This window comes from Streptomyces sp. NPDC005435, from assembly GCF_040703155.1.
GTDB lineage: Bacteria > Actinomycetota > Actinomycetes > Streptomycetales > Streptomycetaceae > Streptomyces.
This window is the reverse complement of the sequence record NZ_JBEXEQ010000001.1, coordinates 209,048-227,283: the sequence shown is the minus strand read 5'-3', so window position 1 is coordinate 227,283 and position 18,236 is coordinate 209,048. Positions and strand designations below refer to the sequence as shown.

Below are 18,236 nucleotides of genomic sequence, written 5' to 3'. Positions count from 1 at the left end.
TGGGTGTCCGCTCCGGCGTGGGTCGTTGCGCAAGGCTGTCGGACTTGGGTGTCCGCTCCGGCGTGGGTCGTTGCGCAAGGCTGTCGGACTTGGGTGTCCGCTCCGGCGTGGGTCGTTGCGCAAGGCTGTCGGACTTGGGTGCCCGCCCTGGCGTGGGTCGTCGCGCACGGCCGTCGGATCAGGATGGCCGCCCTGGCGTGGGTCGTCGCGCAAGGCCGTCCGACCAGGGCGCCCGCCCCAGCGCGGGCCGTCGGGTCCGGGCGGTGGCGCCCCGCAGGGCATCCACCGCGCCCCGCGGAGCATCCGCACCGCGCCCCGCGGAGCATCCGCACCGCGCCCCGCGGAGCATCCGCACCGCGCCCTGCGGAGCATCCGCACCGCGCCCTGCGGAGCATCCGCACCGCGCCCCGCAGGGCACCCGTAGCGCGTCCGGTATCGCCATCGCCATCGTCCCGGTCCCGTCGACCCCCGTCCCGCAGGGCATCCGCGCCCCGCCCCGTACCGCCGTCGACCCCCGTCCCGCAGGGCATCCGCGCCCGTCCCGCAGCGCGTCCGCCCCTCGGCCCCGCAGCCGCCCCACAGGGCATTCGTACCGCGCCCCGCAGGGCACCCGCAGCGCGTCCGGTATCGCCCTCGCCCCGGTCCTGTCGACCCAGGCCCGCAGGGCATCCGTACCGCGCCCCGCAGGGCACCCGCAGCGCGTCCGGTATCGCCCTCGCCCCGGTCCCGTCGACCCAGGACCGTAGGGCATCCGCATTCCGCCCCGAAGGGCATCCGTCCCCCGGCCCGCAGGGCACCCACAGCGCGTCCGGTATCGCCCTCGCCCCGGTCCCATCGACCCCGCCCCGCAGGGCACCCGCCCCCGTCCCCTCGCCCCCGCCCCGCAGGCCGTGGACACCGCACCGACCCACCACCCCCACGCCCCCAGCGGAGCTGCAACCCGCTTTTGGAGGGGATCGTTGAACAGTTGAGCTGTGGGGCCCTCTGAGGGATGGAAACCCTACGAAGTTGGGTAAAAACGCTGTGGCACGGCCACAGTTCATGATTCCCTCTAAATCACCACCGCAGCCCTCGGGCGTCCCAAGGACACCCCCCTCCAGCCGGGCCGAGCGGGCCGACCGCCCCGGTGTCCGCCGAGGTGCGCCGGACTGCCCTCTCCCTCATGCGTGTTAGCGGAGCCGATCCATGCTCACGACCCTGAACACCTCCTACACAGATACGCGCGCTGCCGATCTCGCCTGGGCCCTCGGACGCGAACCGCTCCCGGCCCTGGCCACCCTCGACCTCGAACTGAGCGGGGCGAGACTTCAGTTGAGGCTCCTCGGCGCCTCCCACCAGGTCCTCCTCGAAGAGGAGAACGGCAGTTGCTCGGAGACGGTGGCGTGTATGCCCGGCTCCAGCACGCCCCTCCCGCTCGGCGTCGCCAAGCGGATCGGCGACTGGGAGTACGAGTTCGCGGCGCGCGTGGAGATGCTGACGCCGGGCTCGTTCGCGGGCCGCGCCCAGGAGTTGCTGGCCCTGGTCGCCGACCATCCGCACGGCCTGGCCGGTGTCTTCCCCGGCAGTCCGCACGCGTTCACCGCGCTGCTCGCCCAGCGGCAGGGCGGCCAGGTGCACTGGCGCACCTGGCACGCCTACCCGCAGGACGGCCAGTTGGTGGCGACCAGGACCCGCGTCGGCGTACGCGTGCCGGCCGGGCAGCCCGGCTGAACCCGGGTGCGGGGCACCCCGGTTGAACCCGGCCGGAGTCAACGCACTCCGGCCGCCGTAAACCGATCGCGCTGCGAGGCGCCCGAGTTCCACACGTGTGGGTGACGAAGCGTACGTACGCCGTGACGTAACGTCGCAACGTGATCGAACCCCACGCCCCCGTGTCCCCGGGTGCCCCGCCCTGGGCCGAGCCCGCGTGGCTGCCCGTGCGGCCGGGCACCGGGCGGTTCCTGGTCCTCGCGTGCGTCTTCGTCTGCGCGGCCTGCGGACTGGTGTACGAGCTGGAACTCGTCGCGTTCGCCTCGTACTTGATGGGTGACTCGGTCACCCAGGCATCCGTCGTGCTGTCGGTCATGGTGTTCGCGATGGGCATCGGCTCGCTCGCCGCCAAACGCCTGCGCTGGCGGGCGGCCTTCGGGTTCGGCGCGATCGAGACCGCGCTCGCGCTGGTCGGCGGCTGCAGCGCGATGGCGCTGTACGCGGTCTTCGCGTGGACCGGCGGCTGGGGCGGGATGTGGGCGGACGGCCCGCGCTGTCTGCTGGTCGCGTTCTCGCTGGCCATCGGGCTGCTGGTCGGCGCCGAAGTACCGCTGCTGATGGAGCTGATCCAGCGCATCCGGCGCCAGGACGCGGGCGGCGCGGTCGCCGACCTGTTCGCCGCGGACTACGTGGGCGCGCTGGTCGGCGGCCTCGCCTTCCCCTTCGTACTCCTGCCGTTCCTCGGCCAGTTGACCGGCGCGCTGCTCACCGGCTCGGTGAACGTGGTCGCGGGCAGCGCGCTGGTGCTCGGCCTCTTCCGCCGCGACCTGAGCCGCCGGGCCCGCTGGACGCTGCTCGCCGTGGGGCTCGTGGTGCTCGGCGTCCTCGCTACGGCCGCCGCGCTCGCGGGCGACTTCGAGCGGGCCGCGCGCCAGGCGGTGTACGGCGGTGACGTACGGGTCGCGCTCCAGACCGACGTGCAGGAGGTCGTCCTCGCCGGGGGCACCGGCGGCAGACCGCTCGACCTCTTCCTGGACGGGCGCCTCAGGGTCGGCGGCCGGGACGAGCGGCAGTACCACGAGGCGCTGGTCCACCCCGCGATGTCCGGCCCGCACGCGCGCGTGCTGATCCTCGGCGGCGGGGACGGACTGGCCGCGCGCGAGGTGCTGCGGTACGGCGGGGTGCGGCGCGTCGACGTGGTCGAGCTGGACGCGGGCCTGATCCGGCTGGCCCGCACCGACCCCGGCCTCGCCGCGCTCAACGGGCACGCGCTGGCCGACCCGCGCGTCCACGTCACCGCGGCCGACGCGCTCGGCCGGCTGCGCCTGACCCCCGCCGGGCGGTACGACGTGGTGATCGCGGACCTCCCCGACCCCGGCATCACCGCCAGCACCAAGCTGTACTCCCAGGAGTTCTACGGCCTCGCCCGCCGCGTCCTCGCCCCCGGCGGCCGGCTGGTGGTGCACGCGGGTCCGGTCACCAGCCGCCCCCGCGTCTACTGGACGGTCGCCGCGACCCTGCGCGCGGCGGGCTTCTCGCCGGCCCCCTACCGCGTCCTCGGCCAGGACTCCGGCTTCCCCGCCGGCCCCGACCGCTCGGCCGCCCGCGCGGGCACCCCGCCCGACTGGGGCTTCCTCCTGGCGGCCCCGGGCCCGGCGGAACCCCGCCTCCGCCTCACGGACCCCCGCCCGCGCACCCTGACCGACGCCGGCCTGGCGGCCGACGCCCGCGCGGCCGGCCGTACGCGAGTGCCGGGGCTGCCGGCGTCGACCCTGGCGCACCCGAGGTACTGAGAGACCGCACCGGCGGTGGACCCCCGCGCACCCGCTCCTCCCGTACAAGGGTGCAATCCCGCGCCCACTGGGTAGGCTCGGGCGACATGGAGCACCAGGTCTTCGTCCCGGTTCCGGCCGACCGGCTCAGGGAGGCCCTGGCGGACCCCGTACGGGTCGCCCGGGCGGTACCCGGGCTTCAGCAGGACGCCACCGCCGACCCGCTGACCGGCCGGCTGAAGCTGCGCGTGGGCGGCCACTCGGTGACGTACCGGGGGACGGCCGGGGTCACCCGACACGAGGACGGCGGCTACACGATCAAGGGCGAGGCCACCGAGTCCCGGGGCACGGGCAGCGCGGAGTTCACCGTGACCGTACGGCTCGCGGAGGCCGAGGACGGCACGACGGCCGACCTCACCGCGACGGCGACGGCCACGACCGGCGCCCGTACGGCCGAACTCCCCGCCGACCAGCTCGCCTCGGCGGCGGCCCGGCTGCTGACCCGCTTCCTGGAGGGCCTGGCCGAGGAGCCGCGGGAGCCGGTCGCGCCCCCGCCGCCGGAGGAACCGGACTCGGGGGAGCCGGATGCGGGGGAGCCGGACGCCGAGTCCCCCGCATCCGATCTCACCGACGCCCACACCTCCGTCTTCGACACCGAGGTCCCCCCGCCCTCCCTCACCCCCGAACCCGGGGAAACCCCTACGGGTCCCGGCACTTCCGCGCAGCCCCCGGCGGAACCTCCGGCGGAAGCCGCGCACGCGCGCCGCACGATGATCGGCCGCAGCGCCGAAGAGGTGGACCACGCCCCGCCGCGCGGCCGCTACGCCCCCGTACCCGCCCCCCAGGCGGTCACCGCGAACTCGACCCTGCGCTGGGCGGCCCCCGCCGCCGCCTTCGCGCTGGCCTCCGCGATCGTCGTCACCCGGGCGCTGCGCAAGCGCCGTTGAGCCGGCGGGCCGGGCACCACGGGCGGGCGGCCCGTACGCGAGTAGGGTCGTCCCGTGAGTGACGAAGACATTGTGCTGACCGCGGGTGACGCGGAGGTCGTGGTCCGGCCCGGCAACGGCGGCCGGGTCGCCGGGCTGAGGGTCGGCGGCACGGAGCTGCTGCGCCAGGGCGAGCGGTTCGGCTGCTTCCCGATGGTCCCCTGGTGCGGGCGCATCAGGGACGGCCGGTTCCTGGACGGCGGTGTCGTACGGCAGATGCCGCTCAACTCCCCGCCGCACGCCATCCACGGCACCACCCGCGACGGCGCCTGGCGCACCGCCCGCGTCTTGGCGGACGAGGCGGTCCTGACGTACGAGCTGACCGACCCCTGGCCGCACCCCGGCAAGGTCACCCAGATCGTGAGCCTCGGCGAGGACAGCCTGACGCTGACCATGGCGGTGGAGACGTACGAGGACTCGTTCCCGGCGCAGATCGGCTGGCACCCCTGGTTCAACCGGACCCTGGGCGGTGAGGGCGTACGGATCGACTTCACCCCGGCCTGGCAGGAGGAGCGCGGCGCGGACCACCTGCCCACCGGCAACCGGATCGACCCCAAGCCCGGCCCCTGGGACGACTGCTTCGGGATGCCCGACGGCGTGGACGTCACCCTGACCTGGCCCGGACAGCTGGAGCTGAAGCTGACCAGCCGCGAGCAGTGGGCCGTCGTCTACGACGAGCAGGACGCCGCCGTGTGCGTCGAGCCGCAGACCGGACCGCCCGACGGGCTCAACACCGCGCCCCGCCTGGTCACTCCGCTGGACCCGCTGGAGGCGTCCACGACCTGGAGCTGGCGCCGCCTCTGAGCCGTCCGCCGCCGCGTCGGCGCCGCCTCTAAGCTGGCCGTATGACGACCGACGCGCGTGGCGAACTGCTGGAACAGATCAAGGACAAGGCCGTGGTGCACGGCAAGGTGACCCTCTCCTCGGGTCTGGAGGCCGACTACTACGTCGACCTGCGCCGCATCACCCTCGACGGCGAGGCGGCCCCGCTGGTCGGCCAGGTCCTCCTGGACCTCACCGACGACCTGGACTTCGACGCGGTGGGCGGTCTGACCATGGGCGCCGACCCGGTGGCCGCGGCCATGCTGCACGCGGCCGCCGCGCGCGGGAGGAAGCTGGACGCCTTCGTGGTGCGCAAGGCCGCGAAGGCGCACGGTCTCCAGCGGCGCGTGGAGGGCCCGGACATCGCGGGCCGGCGCGTGCTGGTGGTCGAGGACACCTCCACCACCGGCGGTTCGCCGCTGACCGCCGTCGAGGCGGTGCGCGAGGCCGGTGCGGAGGTCGTCGCGGTGGCGACGATCGTGGACCGGGCGACCGGCGCGGCGGAGAAGATCGAGGCCGGTGCGGGCGTTCCGTACCGGTTCGCCTTCTCGAAGGATGAACTGGGTCTGGACTGAACCGCCCGCCACCGCGTGGACTTCTCCCGTCTCCGACCGTCAGGCCGCCCGCCGGGACAGGTCTGGAAAGATGGGCACGACGATGACGTCGTCGCCCCCTGGGTCCAAGTTCAGGGCCGCCACGCAGAACGCCAACCCGCAACACGAGGAGCGGACAGATGCCCATCGCAACTCCCGAGGTCTACAACGAGATGCTCGACCGGGCGAAGGCAGGCAAGTTCGCCTACCCGGCCATCAACGTCACCTCCAGCCAGACCCTGAACGCGGCGCTGCGCGGCTTCGCCGAGGCGGAGAGCGACGGCATCGTCCAGATCTCGACCGGCGGCGCGGAGTTCCTCGGCGGCCAGTACAGCAAGGACATGGTGACGGGCGCGGTCGCGCTCGCGGAGTACGCGCACATCATCGCCGAGAAGTACCCGGTCAACATCGCGCTGCACACCGACCACTGTCCCAAGGACAAGCTGGACGGTTACGTGCGGCCGCTGCTCGCGCTGTCGGAGGAGCGGGTGAAGGCGGGCCGCAACCCGCTGTTCCAGTCGCACATGTGGGACGGCTCCGCCGAGACCCTGGCGGACAACCTGGAGATCGCCCAGGAGCTGCTGGCGCAGGCCCGCCGCGCCAACATCATCCTTGAGGTGGAGATCACCCCGACCGGTGGCGAGGAGGACGGTGTCACGCACGAGATCAACGACTCCCTCTACACCACGGTGGACGACGCGATCCGCACCGTCGAGGCCCTCGGCCTGGGCGAGAAGGGCCGCTACCTGCTCGCCGCCTCCTTCGGCAACGTCCACGGCGTCTACAAGCCGGGCAACGTCGTGCTCCGCCCCGAGCTGCTGAAGGAGCTGAACGACGGCGTGGCCGCCAAGTTCGGCAAGCAGTCCCCGTTCGACTTCGTCTTCCACGGCGGCTCCGGCTCCTCGGAGGAGGAGATCCTCACCGCGCTGGAGAACGGCGTCGTGAAGATGAACATCGACACGGACACGCAGTACGCGTTCACCCGTCCGGTCGCGGGCCACATGTTCTCGCACTACGACGGCGTCCTGAAGATCGACGGCGAGGTCGGCGACAAGAAGGCCTACGACCCGCGCACCTGGGGCAAGCTGGCCGAGGCGTCGATGGCCGCGCGTGTGGTCGTGGCGGCGAACAACCTGCGGTCGGCGGGCAACAAGATGAAGTAGCCCTTCGGGGTGGTGTGTGGTGGACCCGGTGCCCTGGGTGGGCGCCGGGTCCTTCGCATATGTGGGCCGGGTCCATGGCGTGCCGCCACATGTGGGCCGGGCCCATGGTGTGTCGCCACATGTGGGCCGGGCACATGGTTAGCCCGCACATGTGGGCCGCCCTCATGGTGTGTCGCCACATGTAGGTCTGCGGTATATGTGAGGTCATGCCCGATGTCCGGCTGGCCTCGCCCCAGGGCAGATGGATCCTGTTCACCACCGTGCTCGGCTCCAGCATGGCCCTGCTGGACTCGACCGTCGTCAACGTCGCGCTGCCGCGCATCGGGCGGGACCTGGACGCGAGCCTCTCCGCCCTCCAGTGGACGGTCAACGCGTACATGCTCACCCTGGCCGGGCTGATCCTGCTCGGCGGCTCGCTGGGCGACCGGTACGGCCGCCGCAAGGTGTTCATGATCGGCGTGGTGTGGTTCGCGGCGGCCTCGCTGCTGTGCGGACTCGCGCCGAACCCGGCCGTGCTGATCGGCGCCCGCGCCCTCCAGGGCATCGGCGGCGCGCTGCTCACCCCCGGCTCGCTCGCGCTGATCCAGGCGTCGTTCCACCCCGACGACCGCAGCCGCGCGGTCGGCCTCTGGTCGGGGTTCGGCGGGGTCGGCGCGGCGGTGGGCCCGTTTCTCGGCGGCTGGCTGGTGGACGGCCCCGGCTGGCGCTGGGTGTTCCTGCTGAACGTGCCCCTCGCGCTGGTGTGCGTCCCCGTGGCGCTGCGGCACGTGCCCGAGTCGGACGCGGCGACCTCCGGCGAGGGCGCGCCCCCGGGCCGTTTCGACGTGCTCGGCGCGGTCCTCGGCGCGCTGTCGCTGGCGCTGCTGACGTACGCCCTGATCGAGGCGCGCTCGGCCTCGATCGGCGTGGTGGTGACGGCGGTCGCGGGTGTGGCGTCGGCGGTGGCGTTCGTCTACGTCGAGAGGCACCGGGCCGGTCCGATGCTGCCGCTGGACATCTTCTCCTCGCGGCAGTTCACGGCGGTCAACGTCGTCACGCTGTGCGTGTACGCGGCGTTCGGCGGCTTCTTCTTCCTGACCGCGCTCCAGCTCCAGGTGGTGGCGGGCTACTCACCGCTTCAGGCGGGTACGGCCCTGCTGCCGACGACCGTCCTGATGCTGCTGTTCTCGTCCCGCTCGGGCGCGCTGGCCGACAAGATCGGACCCCGGCTGCCGCTGACGGTGGGCCCGCTGCTGTGCGCGGCGGCGATGCTGATGATGGTCCGGGTGGGCCCGCACGCGAACTACCTCACCGACGTGCTGCCCGCGCTGGTGGTCATGGGCACCGGCATGGTCACCCTGGTGGCTCCGCTGACCGCGACCGTCCTCGCCTCGGTGGACACCGCCCGCGCGGGCGTGGCCAGCGGCATCAACAACGCGGCGGCCCGCGCGGCGGGCCTGATCGCGGTCGCCGCGCTCCCGCTGCTGACGGGGATGGGCCCGGACGCGTACCGCTCCGCGCCCGCCTTCAACCGGTCCTTCGACCGGGCGATGCCGATCTGCGCGGGGGTCCTGGTGCTGGGTTCGATTCTGGCGTTCGCCCTGGTCAGACGGCGTCCGACGCCGGAGTGCCCGCACCCGGAGTGCCGTACCCACGGCAACCTCACGACACCGCCGCTGGAGACGGGCAGAGCAGCGGGCAGCGCGGCGGGACGGGGCTGAGCGGCACGGCCGGGCCGGGCGGCACAGCAGGGCTGGGCGGCACCGGAATCCCGGCGCCGCCCACCACGCGACCTACCGCATCAGCTCCTCGTACGCCTCCTCGCTGCTGTCCCGCAGGAACTGCCGGCAGCGCTCGGCCTCGTCCTTCTCGCCGATGGAGTCGGCGGCGCGGGTGAGGGCGGCGAGGCAGCGCAGGAAGCCGCGGTTGGGGCGGTGGCTCCAGGGGATGGGGCCGTGGCCCTTCCAGCCGGCGCGGCGCAGCTGGTCGAGGCCGCGGTGGTAACCCGTCCGGGCGTAGGCGTACGACTCGACCACGCGCCCCGCCTCGAAGGCGTCGTCCGCGAGCATGGCCCAGGCCAGGGAGAAGGTCGGGTACTTGGCCACGACCTCGGCCGGGGCGAGCGAGTCCTCGGCCAGCAGCCGGTACGCCTCCTCGTTCTCCGGGAGGCGGGTCGGGTCCGGGCCGCCGAACAGGTTCTTGTGCGTCGTCATGAGTGCAGTCTGCCACTGGGGGAACGACGTCCACGGTTTCCCTCCGGGGTCACACCGACCGCTCGTAGACCGTCACCCGGCGCCCGCGCACCGATGCGTCCGCGACCGGCGTGAAGTACCGCGCCAGCACGTCCCGCTTCGCCCTGTCCCGCAGCCCCGACACCGGCCGCGCGACCTCCGGCGCGTCCGTGACCAGCAGTATCCGCGTCTCGCGCAGCATCGCGTCCCGTATCCGCCCGGGTCCTGCCTCCACGCCCTTCAGCGTGCCGGACTCCACCGGCCCCTCCGCGAGGGCGATGTCCCGCAGCCCGGTGAAGGCCCCCGGAGACACCAGTGCCGTGTCCCGGCGGGCGGCCGGTACGAACAGCACCGCGTTCCCGTCCCGCTTCAGCCGCTCGACCCGCCCGGCGACGGCGAACACGTCGTCCACCCGGCTCGCGGGGGCGCGCTTGGCGAGGGAGTACGGCAGCAGGGCCGCCACCGCGACGGCCAGCGCGACGGGGAGCACCCAGGGTGCGGCCCGGGGGAAGCGCGGCCGGACCGCCCGTACGGCCGCGCCCAGCCCGCCGCCGACCAGGAGCGCGAGCCCGAGGTGGCTGAACAGCACGTACCGGTCCAGGAACAGCGGCTTGGCCAGCGAGAGGAGGACGAGACCGAGCTGCGGGACGGCGAGCAGGGGGAGCCCGACGGCGGCGAGGGAGAGCCGGGCGGGGCGGGCCCGGTCCGCCAGGGCCCCGAGGCACCCCACTCCCACCAGCACCGCAGGACCGATCAGCATGTGCCAGGTCAGGGGCGGTATCCACGAGATCTGGGCCGACTGCCCGCGGCTGAAGAGGACCAGCGGCGCGATACCGGCCACGGCGGCCGAGGAGGCCGCCGCCCAGCGGACCCACGTTCCGCGCCCGGCCCGGGACAGGGCGAGGGTGAGGGCGTGGGCGGGGAGGACGAGGAGGGAGAGCCAGTTGAGGAGGCCGCAGAGGAGGACCGTGGCGCCGTACGCCGTCCAGCGTGCCGTACCGGGGCGGCCCGTCAGCTGGGTCACCAGGAGCAGGGTGGAGACGCCTGCCCCGGCCGCGACCAGCGCGTACGGGCGTCCCTCCTGGAGGTAGGACTGCACCGCCGGGAGGAGTCCCAGGGCCAGCCCGGCGCCGAGTCCGGCCCACCGGCCGGCCAGCCGCGCGCCGATGGCGGTCACGCACGCGGCCGCCACCGCCATGGCCAGGACGGAGGGCAGCCGCAGGGTGGTGGTGCCGGGGCCGAAGCAGGTGAAGAGGGCGTGCATCAGCAGGTAGTACAGGCCGTGCACGGCGTCCACCTGGCCGAGCATGTGCCAGATGTCGGCGGTGTCGCGCAGGGCCACCTGCCAGGTCGCGGCCTCGTCGCGCCACAGGCTGTGCCGCCGGGGCAGTCCCCACAGGCCGAGGGCGGTTGTCCACAGCATGGGGACGAACCAGAGCGGTGCCCTGCGCGGGGGCGGGGGCGCGGTGGTGGTGTCGGGGGTGCGCGTGCCGAGGGAGGTCATCGGCCGGCGCGGGGGCCGGAGCGGACCGGTCCTGCCGTACCGCCCGGTTCTGCCGTGGCGCCCGGTCCCGCCGTACCGTCCGGTCCCGCCGTGGCGCCCGGATCCGCCGTACCTCCCGGTCCCGCCGCAGAGTCCGGCCCCGTCGTAGAGCCCCGCCCCGTCGTCCCCCCGCGCGCGTGCGGCATCGCGTCCCCCGCGTTCCCCGTAGCCGTTCGTTCCCCGTGATCCCCGCCGCGACGATAGGCGATCCCGTGCGACAAGGGAATGCGCTTTCGGTGACGTACGAGGTCCCCGGGGCGGGAGGTGCGGGAGGCAGCCCTTGCCGTATCCGGTGGGATTACGCAGGATTCGATCTGGGGACCGGGGCCCCCGTGCCGGCATCGGCAGGGGCGGACCGCTACCCGTAGCTCGACAGGAGACAGCGATGTCCCACCAGGCTCACCCCCCTTCCCAGGCCCCCGAAGAGGCCGCTGAGCCCGAGACCCCGCATCTCGACTTCGCGGGCACGACGCCGTACGAGGACTACGTACAGGCCGACGTGCTCACCCACCTCCAGCACACCCTCTCCGACGACCCCGGCGAGATGGTCTTCCTGGTGACGACCCAGGTGATGGAGCTGTGGTTCACGGTGATCACGCACGAGTGGGAGACCGCCGCGAAGGCGCTCCGCTCGGACGACGTGCCCACCGCGACCGCCGCGCTGAAGCGTTCCGTGCGCGAGCTGGAGGCGCTGAACGCGTCCTGGCGCCCGCTCGCGCAGCTGACCCCGGCCCAGTTCAACTCCTACCGCTCCGCGCTCGGCGAGGGCTCCGGGTTCCAGTCCGCGATGTACCGCCGGATGGAGTTCCTGCTCGGGGACAAGTCCGCCTCGATGCTCGTCCCGCACCGGGGCAGCCCGCGCGTGCACGCCGAGCTGGAGAAGGCGCTGCACGAGCCGAGCCTGTACGACGAGGCGGTACGGTTCCTCGCGCGCCGGGGCCACGACATCCCCGCCTCGGTGCTGCACCGGGACGTGTCGAAGCGGTACGAGCCCGCGCCGGAGGTGGAGGCGGCCTGGACGGCCGTGTACTCCGGCGACCCGGACGCCGACACCGCCCGCCTCGGCGAGGCGCTGACGAACGTGGCCGAGCTGGTGTGGCGCTGGCGCAACGACCACCTGGTGGCCACCCGCCGCGCGATGGGCGCCAAGACCGGCACCGGCGGTTCGGCCGGGGTGGCGTGGCTGGAGAAGCGGGCCCGGAACACCGTGTTCCCCGAGCTGTGGACGGCGAGGTCGTATGTCTGAGTCGAACGAACTGACGCGGGTGGCCGAGAAGTTGGACGCCGCCGACGAACTGGCCGCCCTGCGTGACAAGTTCACCCTGGACGACGTCGTCTATCTGGACGGCAACTCGCTCGGCGCCCTGCCCGCGCACGTCCCCGACCGGATGCGGGACGTGCTGTGCCGCCAGTGGGGCGAACTGCGCATCCGCTCCTGGGAGGAGTCGGGCTGGTGGACGGCGCCGGAGCGGATCGGCGACCGGATCGCCCCGCTGATCGGCGCCGGACCGGGGCAAGTTGTGGTGGGCGACTCGACAAGTGTCAACGTGTTCAAGGCACTTGTGGCCGCCGTCCGGATGGCCGGGGACGGCCGGGACGAGATCCTGGTCGACGCGACGACCTTCCCCACCGACGGCTACATCGCCGAGTCGGCGGCCCGCATGACCGGCCGCACGCTCCGCGCGCTCACCCCGGCGGAGATCCCGGCCGCGCTCGGCCCCCGTACGGCGGCGGTCCTGCTCAACCACGTCGACTACCGCACCGGGCGCCTGCACGACCTGCCCGCGCTCACGGCGGCGGTCCACGACGCCGGTGCCCTGGTCGTGTGGGACCTGTGCCACAGCGCGGGCGCGCTGCCGGTCGGCCTGGACGCGCACGGGGTGGACCTGGCGGTCGGCTGCACCTACAAGTACCTGAACGGCGGACCCGGTTCACCGGCGTACCTCTACGTCCGCGGCGACCTCCAGCCCCGCTTCGACTCCCCGCTGCCGGGCTGGAACTCGCACGCGGAGCCGTTCGGGATGAGCGCGTCGTACCGTCCCGCACCGGGTGCGCCGCGCGGGCGGGTCGGCACGCCGGACATCCTGTCCATGCTGGCGCTCGACGCGGCGCTGGACGTGTGGGACGGGGTCTCGGTGGAGGCGGTGCGCGCGAAGTCGCTCGCGCTGACGGACTTCTTCCTGCGCTGCGTGACGGAGTACACCGAGCCGGGCCGCGTGGAGTGCGTGACGCCGCTGCGGCACGAGGAGCGGGGCAGCCAGATCGCGCTGCGCTGCCCGGACGCCGCCGAGGTCATGCCCCGGCTGATCGAGCGGGGCGTGGTGGGCGACTTCCGCCACCCCGACGTGCTCCGCTTCGGCTTCACCCCGCTGTACGTGGGCTTCGCGGAGACGGAGCGGGCGGCGCGGGTGCTGGCGGGGGCGCTGACGTAGGGCGCTGGACGGTACGTCCGGGGGCCGCCCGCGAGCGGCCCCCCGGACCTCCCGGACCGGCGAGTGGTGGGGCAAAAGCGGCAGGGGCGCCCATTGGGTGACCCTGCGTCACATCCCCATGTCGGGGCATGTGTCCGGCCTGGTACCGTCCGGCCAACGGAGGGGTGGCCGCACCCGAACCCCGAATTCCGTTCCTTCGCTGAGAGGTTGGACATGCCGGACGACGACGCCGCAGCAGCAGCCCGCGCCGCCGCCGAGGAGGAGTCGGCGTTCTCGCACGCGCCGGTCGAGCCGGATGCCACGGCCGCGTACGGGGAACACCCGGACCACGTGATCGACTTCTACGCGCCCCGGACGGAGACGGCGGAGCCCGCGTCGGCGCCCCTGATCGCCATCCTCCACGGCGGCGCCTGGCGCGCCCCCTACGACCGCCGGCACATCACCCCCCTCGCCGACTACCTGGCCCGGCGGGGCTTCGCGGTGGCCAACATGGAGTACCGGCGCGGAAGTTCATCGGGCAGCGCCGACGAGGCCGGCCGCTGGCCGGAGACCTTCGACGACGTGGCCGCCGCCCTCGACGCCCTGCCCGGCCTGGCCCGCGAGGCGCTTCCGCAGGCGGACACCCGCCGTATCGTCCTGACCGGTCACTCGGCGGGCGGCCACCTGGCCCTGTGGGCGGCGGCACGCCATGTCCTGCCCGCCGGCTCCCCCTGGCGCACGGACCGTCCCGCCCCTCTCCGGGGCGTGGTCGCGCTCGCCCCGGTCGCGGACTTCGCCCTGGCGGCGAAGCTGGAGGTCTGCCGTGACGCGGTGATCCAACTCCTCGGCGGCCCGGACCTGTTCACCGAACGCCGGCCCCACGCCGACCCCGCCCTCCTCCTCCCCACCGGCATCGCCACGACCCTGGTCCAGGGCCGCGCCGACCTCGATGTCCCCGAGCCGGTCGCCGAGGCGTACGCGGAGGCGGCGGCGAAGGCGGGCGAGGTCGTCGGCCTCACGCTCCTCGAAGACGTCGGCCACTTCCCCCTGATCGACCCGGCGGCGGACGCGTGTGCGGTGGTCGCGGAGGAGATCGCTCAACTGGCCTGGTGAGGGCGCGAGATGAGGCTGAGGGCGCGCGGGGTACGGCTCGGGGTGCGCGGCGTGCGGCTCAGGAGGCCGGGACCGCCGCGCTGCGGGACTGCTTGCGTATGACGATCCCGATCACCGTCCCGATGGCCGTGAACACCACCCCGAGCCCGCCGAAGACGACCGGCAGGAGCCACAGCGAGAGGAAGCCGTTGATCCGCGCGTCGTCGGGGTCGTTCGCACGGTAGAGCACCTCGACGCTCTCGCCCCGGTCGTACGCGGGCGGGTTGGAGCCCGCGCTGCTCGTGAACATGTGCTGCTCCCCGTCCTTCGCCCTGAACGTGACGACCGGGTGCGCGGAGGGCCCGCCGCTGCCGCGCGACGAGCGGCCGTAACCGCTGTGCGAGCTGCCCCAGTTCAGCGCGATCACCGTGCCCTGGGCGCGCTCGGCGCTCGACAGGAACGAGACCGACATCCCGCCCAGAGCCACCCCGATGCCGAGGAACAGCACCCCGGCCGCGAGGAACCCCCACACGAGCCACCGGACGCCCTTGTTCCCGCTCGCCTGCTTCTTCACGGCACTCCTCTCGTCGGCCGGGCCCCTCCGGCCCGCCGGAGCGATTAGACCGTGTTCCCGGAGAAGAGGCATCGTGCCCCCCGGAGAAGAGGCGTCGGAGGCGGGTGCCCCGCGCGGGGGCGGTCCGTTACCCCTTGACGGGATCGGAGCCCGGCCGCTTGACGATCCGGTCCCCCACGGAGACCTCCTTCCACAGCCGGCGCCTGATCCTGACCTTCCTGGACTCCCCGTCCGCGAGCCGGAGTTGTACGAAGTGGTACATGTTCGAGCCGTCGAGCATGCCCCGTGACTTGTCGGTGACGACCCCTTCCCAGGAGTCGTCCTGTCCTGCCGTGCGGGATGTGAACATGCTCCGGAGTCTAGGAAGACGGCCCATCGCCCGGTCAGTGTCCGGGGGCACCTCCTGGAGATGACAGCTGTCATCCCGCAGACGGACGGAACCGCTCAGCCTGTGGCGCGGACACTGACGTCGCCGCCGGAGGTGTGGGCCCGCACCATGTGGGAGGAGGACGGGTCGTCGCCCACGGACACCGTGCGCCGCCCGCCGCCGGTGGAGACGTCCAGCGCGTAGCGGCCCTGGGGCAGCCGTACCGTGACGTTTCCGCCCTTCGACTCGGCCGTCACCTTGTCGGGTGTCGTGGTGAGGGCGAGGTCCACGCCCCCGCCGGAGGTGTACGCGGCGAGCCTCTTCGCGGTGGACCCGCTGACGCGGATGTTCCCGCCCTCCGTGCGGGCCGCCACCGCCCCGGACAGGCCCCGCAGGGTGATGTTGCCGCCCTCCGTGCGCACGGAGAGGGTGGTGCCGCGCGGGACGGTCACCCGGTAGTCGACGCCGCAGTTCCCCGACCGCCCGCCCGCGCAGCCGGGAGCGCTCAGGGAGAGGGTGCCGTCGTGCAGGGTGTGCGCGGTGCGGGGCTTGTCGCCGCTGTAGGTGAGCCGCTCGGTGACGCGGGCGCCGGGGCCCTTCCCCGCGACCACTTCGATGTTCCCGCCGGACGTGCTGGTGTCCAGGGACGTCACCTTCGCGTCGATGCCGTACCGCGACTCGGCCACCTTCGTGTGGCCGTCGCACGAGGTGAGCGCGGCCGCGGCGAGAACGGCGGACCCGGCGATCAGGAGGAGGCGGCCCGGCCTGGTCCCGGTGTGCTGCGCGTGCATGGTTCTCCCTCGGTTCCTTGGTTCCTTGGTTCGGTGAAGGTGAAGGTGAAGGTGAAGGGGGACGGCGGAAGCGGTGGGGGAGGCGGGTTCCGGGCCGGCCGGCCGGGCTCGCGGGCCTACTCGACGGCCTTGAGGGTGTGCTCCATGGAGGCGACCCGCGACGTCATGTCCGCGAGCTGGGCCGCGACCTCGGCGAGCCGCTGGTCGGTCGACTCCTGCGTGGTGAGCACCATTTCGGTGAGTCTGCGGTAGTCCTGGTCGCGCGCGAGGACCGCCTTGGCTCGCTGGGTGCTGCCGCGCTGGCGCAGCGCCACGACGACGACGAGCGCGATCAGCGTCAGGAGGCCCAGGCTGATGACGATGCCGTCCGGGTCGTAGAAGTTCATCGTTCCTCCTTGGCCGGGGCGGCCTCGTCGTCGGTGGGGACGGTGATGGTCTCCGCGAGTGCGGTGATGCTGAGCGGGGTCAGATGCAGGGTGAAGGGGACGACCTCGTAGTACTTCATGGCCTTGCCGTCCTCCGAGACCTCCACGGCGGAGGTCACCAGCCCGGCGCTCTCCAGCTTGCGCAGATGGACCTGCAACAGGGCGCGGCTCATGCGGAGTTCGCGGGCCAGCCGGCTCACGTAGTCGCGTTCCCTGGTCAGGGCTGCCACGACGCGCAGGCGGTGCGGGTTGGAGAGGGCCGCGAGGACCTTCGTCAGCTCGTCACCGGTGAGGTCGCAGAGGTCGCGGAACTTCATGGGGGGCGCGGGCGGGTCCTTCATGTCGTGCCTCCCAACTGACGTTCGGTGTGGGGGATTTGGTGTGCTCCCCCTGTCCTGCAAAAAAAAGTTAGCAGGTGCCATGGGGGCATGGCAGGGGTTGGCCGGATCATGCCCAAGGCTGGCGGAATCCCGTCCGGGACGGAGGCGTGGGGCTCGGTGGGCGGACCGGCGCGCGCCCCTGGTCACACCCCCGCACCCCGGCTAGCGTCCCCCCATGTCAGCGACCTTCGACCCCGCGTCCCCCGGCTTCCTCGCCGACCCCTACCCCGCCTACGCCGAACTCCGGTCGCGCGGGCGGGTGATCAGATACGAGCCGTCGGACCAGTGGCTCGTCCCCCACCACGCCGACGTGTCCGCCCTGCTGCGGGACCGGCGGCTGGGGCGGACGTATCAACACCGGTACTCGCACGAGGAGTTCGGCAGGACCGCGCCCCCTCCCGAGCACGAGCCGTTCCACACCCTCAACGACCACGGGATGCTCGACCTCGAACCGCCGGACCACACCCGCATCCGGCGCCTGGTGGCGAAGGCGTTCACCCCGCGCACGGTGGAGCGGCTGCGGGGGTACGTGGAGGGGCTGGCCGACAGACTCGTCGCGCGGCTGGTCGCGGCCGGCGGCGGGGACCTGGTCGCGGAGGTGGCCGAGCCCCTGCCGGTCGCGGTGATCGCGGAGATGCTCGGGATTCCGGAGGGTGACCGGGGGCCGCTCAGGCCCTGGTCGGCGGACATCTGCGGGATGTACGAGCTGAACCCGTCGCCGGAGACGGCCGCGCGGGCGGTACGGGCCTCGCAGGAGTTCTCGGCGTATCTGCGCGGGCTGATCGCGGCCCGCCGCGCCGACCCCCGGGACGACCTGATCTCCGCGCTGATCGCCGCCCACGACGAGGACGACCGCCTCACCGGGCAGGAGCTGGTCTCCACCGCCGTCCTCCTGCTCAACGCGGGCCACGAGGCCACCGTCAACGCCACCGCCAACGGCTGGCTCGCCCTCTTCCGCCACCCCGCCCAGCTCGCCGCCCTCCGCGCCGACCACGCCCTGATCCCGTCCGCCGTCGAGGAGTTGCTCCGCTACGACACCCCGCTCCAGCTCTTCGAACGCTGGGTCCTGGACGACATCGAGATCGACGGCACGAAGATCCCGCGCGGCGCCGAACTCGCCCTCCTCTTCGGCTCCGCCAACCACGACCCGGCGGTCTTCGCCGACCCCGCCCGGCTGGACCTCACCCGCCGCGACAACCCGCACATCTCCTTCAGCGCGGGCATCCACTACTGCATCGGCGCCCCCCTCGCCCGCCTCGAACTCGCCGCCTCCACCCGCGCGCTGCTCACCCGGGCCCCCACCCTCGCCCTGGCGGCGGAACCGGAACGCAAACCGGGGTTCGTGCTGCGCGGCCTGAACGCACTGGAGGTCTCCGTCGTCTGAGGAGCGTGACCGACCGGACCGGCGGAGGGGTGTC

General features: G+C 73.4%; 18 protein-coding genes. 11 read left to right on the top strand and 7 right to left on the bottom strand.

Features of this window, described 5'->3' with window-relative positions:
* Positions 1-1,185 precede the first annotated feature (1,185 nt).
* From AB0898_RS01105 to AB0898_RS01075, 7 genes are all read left to right on the top strand, one after another.
* Positions 1,186-1,710 (top strand): DUF2617 family protein, encoded by a 525-nt coding sequence (locus AB0898_RS01105; RefSeq protein WP_366800704.1) that lies wholly within the window; start codon positions 1,186-1,188, stop codon positions 1,708-1,710.
* 140 nt (positions 1,711-1,850) lie between these two features.
* The gene (locus AB0898_RS01100) at positions 1,851-3,482 is read left to right on the top strand and encodes a polyamine aminopropyltransferase (protein ID WP_366800703.1); all 1,632 of its coding nucleotides are present in this window, start codon (positions 1,851-1,853) and stop codon (positions 3,480-3,482) included.
* 86 nt (positions 3,483-3,568) lie between these two features.
* Entirely contained in the window at positions 3,569-4,408 is an 840-nt protein-coding gene (locus tag AB0898_RS01095) for an SRPBCC family protein (RefSeq protein WP_366800702.1), read from the top strand.
* Between the two features lie 54 nt (positions 4,409-4,462).
* Positions 4,463-5,251: an aldose 1-epimerase gene (locus tag AB0898_RS01090; RefSeq protein WP_366800701.1), complete on the top strand. Its 789-nt coding sequence runs from the start codon at positions 4,463-4,465 to the stop codon at positions 5,249-5,251.
* Between the two features lie 41 nt (positions 5,252-5,292).
* Entirely contained in the window at positions 5,293-5,844 is a 552-nt protein-coding gene (gene pyrE, locus AB0898_RS01085) for an orotate phosphoribosyltransferase (protein WP_199581434.1), read from the top strand.
* A 158-nt stretch (positions 5,845-6,002) separates the two neighbouring features.
* Positions 6,003-7,025, top strand: coding sequence for a class II fructose-bisphosphate aldolase (gene fbaA / locus AB0898_RS01080; protein ID WP_366800700.1), 1,023 nt, complete (start codon positions 6,003-6,005; stop codon positions 7,023-7,025).
* A gap of 206 nt (positions 7,026-7,231) precedes the next feature.
* On the top strand, positions 7,232-8,725 hold the full coding sequence (locus tag AB0898_RS01075) for an MFS transporter (RefSeq protein WP_366800699.1): 1,494 nt from the start codon (positions 7,232-7,234) through the stop codon (positions 8,723-8,725).
* Between the two features lie 72 nt (positions 8,726-8,797).
* Here AB0898_RS01075 and AB0898_RS01070 read toward each other — a convergent pair whose 3' ends face one another.
* Both AB0898_RS01070 and AB0898_RS01065 read right to left on the bottom strand, forming a co-directional pair.
* Positions 8,798-9,217, bottom strand: coding sequence for a DUF3151 domain-containing protein (locus AB0898_RS01070; protein WP_366800698.1), 420 nt, complete (start codon positions 9,215-9,217; stop codon positions 8,798-8,800).
* Positions 9,218-9,266: 49 nt separating this feature from the next.
* A complete protein-coding gene (locus tag AB0898_RS01065; protein ID WP_407078270.1) occupies positions 9,267-10,739 on the bottom strand; it encodes a hypothetical protein in 1,473 nt (490 codons plus the stop codon).
* Between the two features lie 424 nt (positions 10,740-11,163).
* Between AB0898_RS01065 and AB0898_RS01060 the strand changes: the two genes are divergently transcribed.
* The 3 genes from AB0898_RS01060 to AB0898_RS01050 all read left to right on the top strand — a co-directional run bounded on the left by AB0898_RS01060 (position 11,164) and on the right by AB0898_RS01050 (position 14,302).
* Positions 11,164-12,024, top strand: coding sequence for a tryptophan 2,3-dioxygenase family protein (locus AB0898_RS01060; protein WP_366800697.1), 861 nt, complete (start codon positions 11,164-11,166; stop codon positions 12,022-12,024).
* Entirely contained in the window at positions 12,017-13,210 is a 1,194-nt protein-coding gene (kynU, locus tag AB0898_RS01055) for a kynureninase (RefSeq protein ID WP_366800696.1), read from the top strand. The genes AB0898_RS01060 and kynU overlap by 8 nt, the downstream gene beginning before the upstream one ends.
* A gap of 213 nt (positions 13,211-13,423) precedes the next feature.
* On the top strand, positions 13,424-14,302 hold the full coding sequence (locus AB0898_RS01050; protein WP_366800695.1) for an alpha/beta hydrolase: 879 nt from the start codon (positions 13,424-13,426) through the stop codon (positions 14,300-14,302).
* A gap of 58 nt (positions 14,303-14,360) precedes the next feature.
* On the opposite strand, the gene AB0898_RS01045 is transcribed toward AB0898_RS01050, so the two are convergent.
* From AB0898_RS01045 to AB0898_RS01025, 5 genes are all read right to left on the bottom strand, one after another.
* Complete coding sequence (locus AB0898_RS01045) at positions 14,361-14,855, bottom strand: DUF3592 domain-containing protein (protein ID WP_366800694.1); 495 nt, start codon at positions 14,853-14,855, stop codon at positions 14,361-14,363.
* 127 nt (positions 14,856-14,982) lie between these two features.
* Complete coding sequence (locus AB0898_RS01040) at positions 14,983-15,204, bottom strand: hypothetical protein (RefSeq protein WP_366800693.1); 222 nt, start codon at positions 15,202-15,204, stop codon at positions 14,983-14,985.
* Between the two features lie 95 nt (positions 15,205-15,299).
* On the bottom strand, positions 15,300-16,013 hold the full coding sequence (locus AB0898_RS01035; RefSeq protein ID WP_366800692.1) for a DUF4097 family beta strand repeat-containing protein: 714 nt from the start codon (positions 16,011-16,013) through the stop codon (positions 15,300-15,302).
* 116 nt (positions 16,014-16,129) lie between these two features.
* Positions 16,130-16,399, bottom strand: coding sequence for a hypothetical protein (locus tag AB0898_RS01030; RefSeq protein ID WP_366800691.1), 270 nt, complete (start codon positions 16,397-16,399; stop codon positions 16,130-16,132).
* A complete protein-coding gene (locus tag AB0898_RS01025) occupies positions 16,396-16,779 on the bottom strand; it encodes an ArsR family transcriptional regulator (RefSeq protein ID WP_366800690.1) in 384 nt (127 codons plus the stop codon). Before AB0898_RS01025 ends, AB0898_RS01030 begins: the two co-directional genes overlap by 4 nt.
* Before the next feature lie 214 nt (positions 16,780-16,993).
* Between AB0898_RS01025 and AB0898_RS01020 the strand changes: the two genes are divergently transcribed.
* Complete coding sequence (locus AB0898_RS01020; protein WP_366800689.1) at positions 16,994-18,202, top strand: cytochrome P450; 1,209 nt, start codon at positions 16,994-16,996, stop codon at positions 18,200-18,202.
* The last annotated feature ends 34 nt before the right edge of the window (positions 18,203-18,236 follow it).

Coding starts and splice junctions, on each gene's coding strand:
- AB0898_RS01105 (WP_366800704.1), top strand. CDS start 1,186: ATGCTCACGACCCTGAACACCTCCTACACAGATACGCGCGCTGCCGAT.
- AB0898_RS01095 (WP_366800702.1), top strand. CDS start 3,569: ATGGAGCACCAGGTCTTCGTCCCGGTTCCGGCCGACCGGCTCAGGGAG.
- pyrE (WP_199581434.1), top strand. CDS start 5,293: ATGACGACCGACGCGCGTGGCGAACTGCTGGAACAGATCAAGGACAAG.
- fbaA (WP_366800700.1), top strand. CDS start 6,003: ATGCCCATCGCAACTCCCGAGGTCTACAACGAGATGCTCGACCGGGCG.
- AB0898_RS01075 (WP_366800699.1), top strand. CDS start 7,232: ATGCCCGATGTCCGGCTGGCCTCGCCCCAGGGCAGATGGATCCTGTTC.
- AB0898_RS01070 (WP_366800698.1), bottom strand. CDS start 9,217: ATGACGACGCACAAGAACCTGTTCGGCGGCCCGGACCCGACCCGCCTC.
- AB0898_RS01065 (WP_407078270.1), bottom strand. CDS start 10,739: ATGACCTCCCTCGGCACGCGCACCCCCGACACCACCACCGCGCCCCCG.
- AB0898_RS01060 (WP_366800697.1), top strand. CDS start 11,164: ATGTCCCACCAGGCTCACCCCCCTTCCCAGGCCCCCGAAGAGGCCGCT.
- kynU (WP_366800696.1), top strand. CDS start 12,017: ATGTCTGAGTCGAACGAACTGACGCGGGTGGCCGAGAAGTTGGACGCC.
- AB0898_RS01050 (WP_366800695.1), top strand. CDS start 13,424: ATGCCGGACGACGACGCCGCAGCAGCAGCCCGCGCCGCCGCCGAGGAG.
- AB0898_RS01040 (WP_366800693.1), bottom strand. CDS start 15,204: ATGTTCACATCCCGCACGGCAGGACAGGACGACTCCTGGGAAGGGGTC.
- AB0898_RS01035 (WP_366800692.1), bottom strand. CDS start 16,013: ATGCACGCGCAGCACACCGGGACCAGGCCGGGCCGCCTCCTCCTGATC.
- AB0898_RS01030 (WP_366800691.1), bottom strand. CDS start 16,399: ATGAACTTCTACGACCCGGACGGCATCGTCATCAGCCTGGGCCTCCTG.
- AB0898_RS01025 (WP_366800690.1), bottom strand. CDS start 16,779: ATGAAGGACCCGCCCGCGCCCCCCATGAAGTTCCGCGACCTCTGCGAC.
- AB0898_RS01020 (WP_366800689.1), top strand. CDS start 16,994: ATGTCAGCGACCTTCGACCCCGCGTCCCCCGGCTTCCTCGCCGACCCC.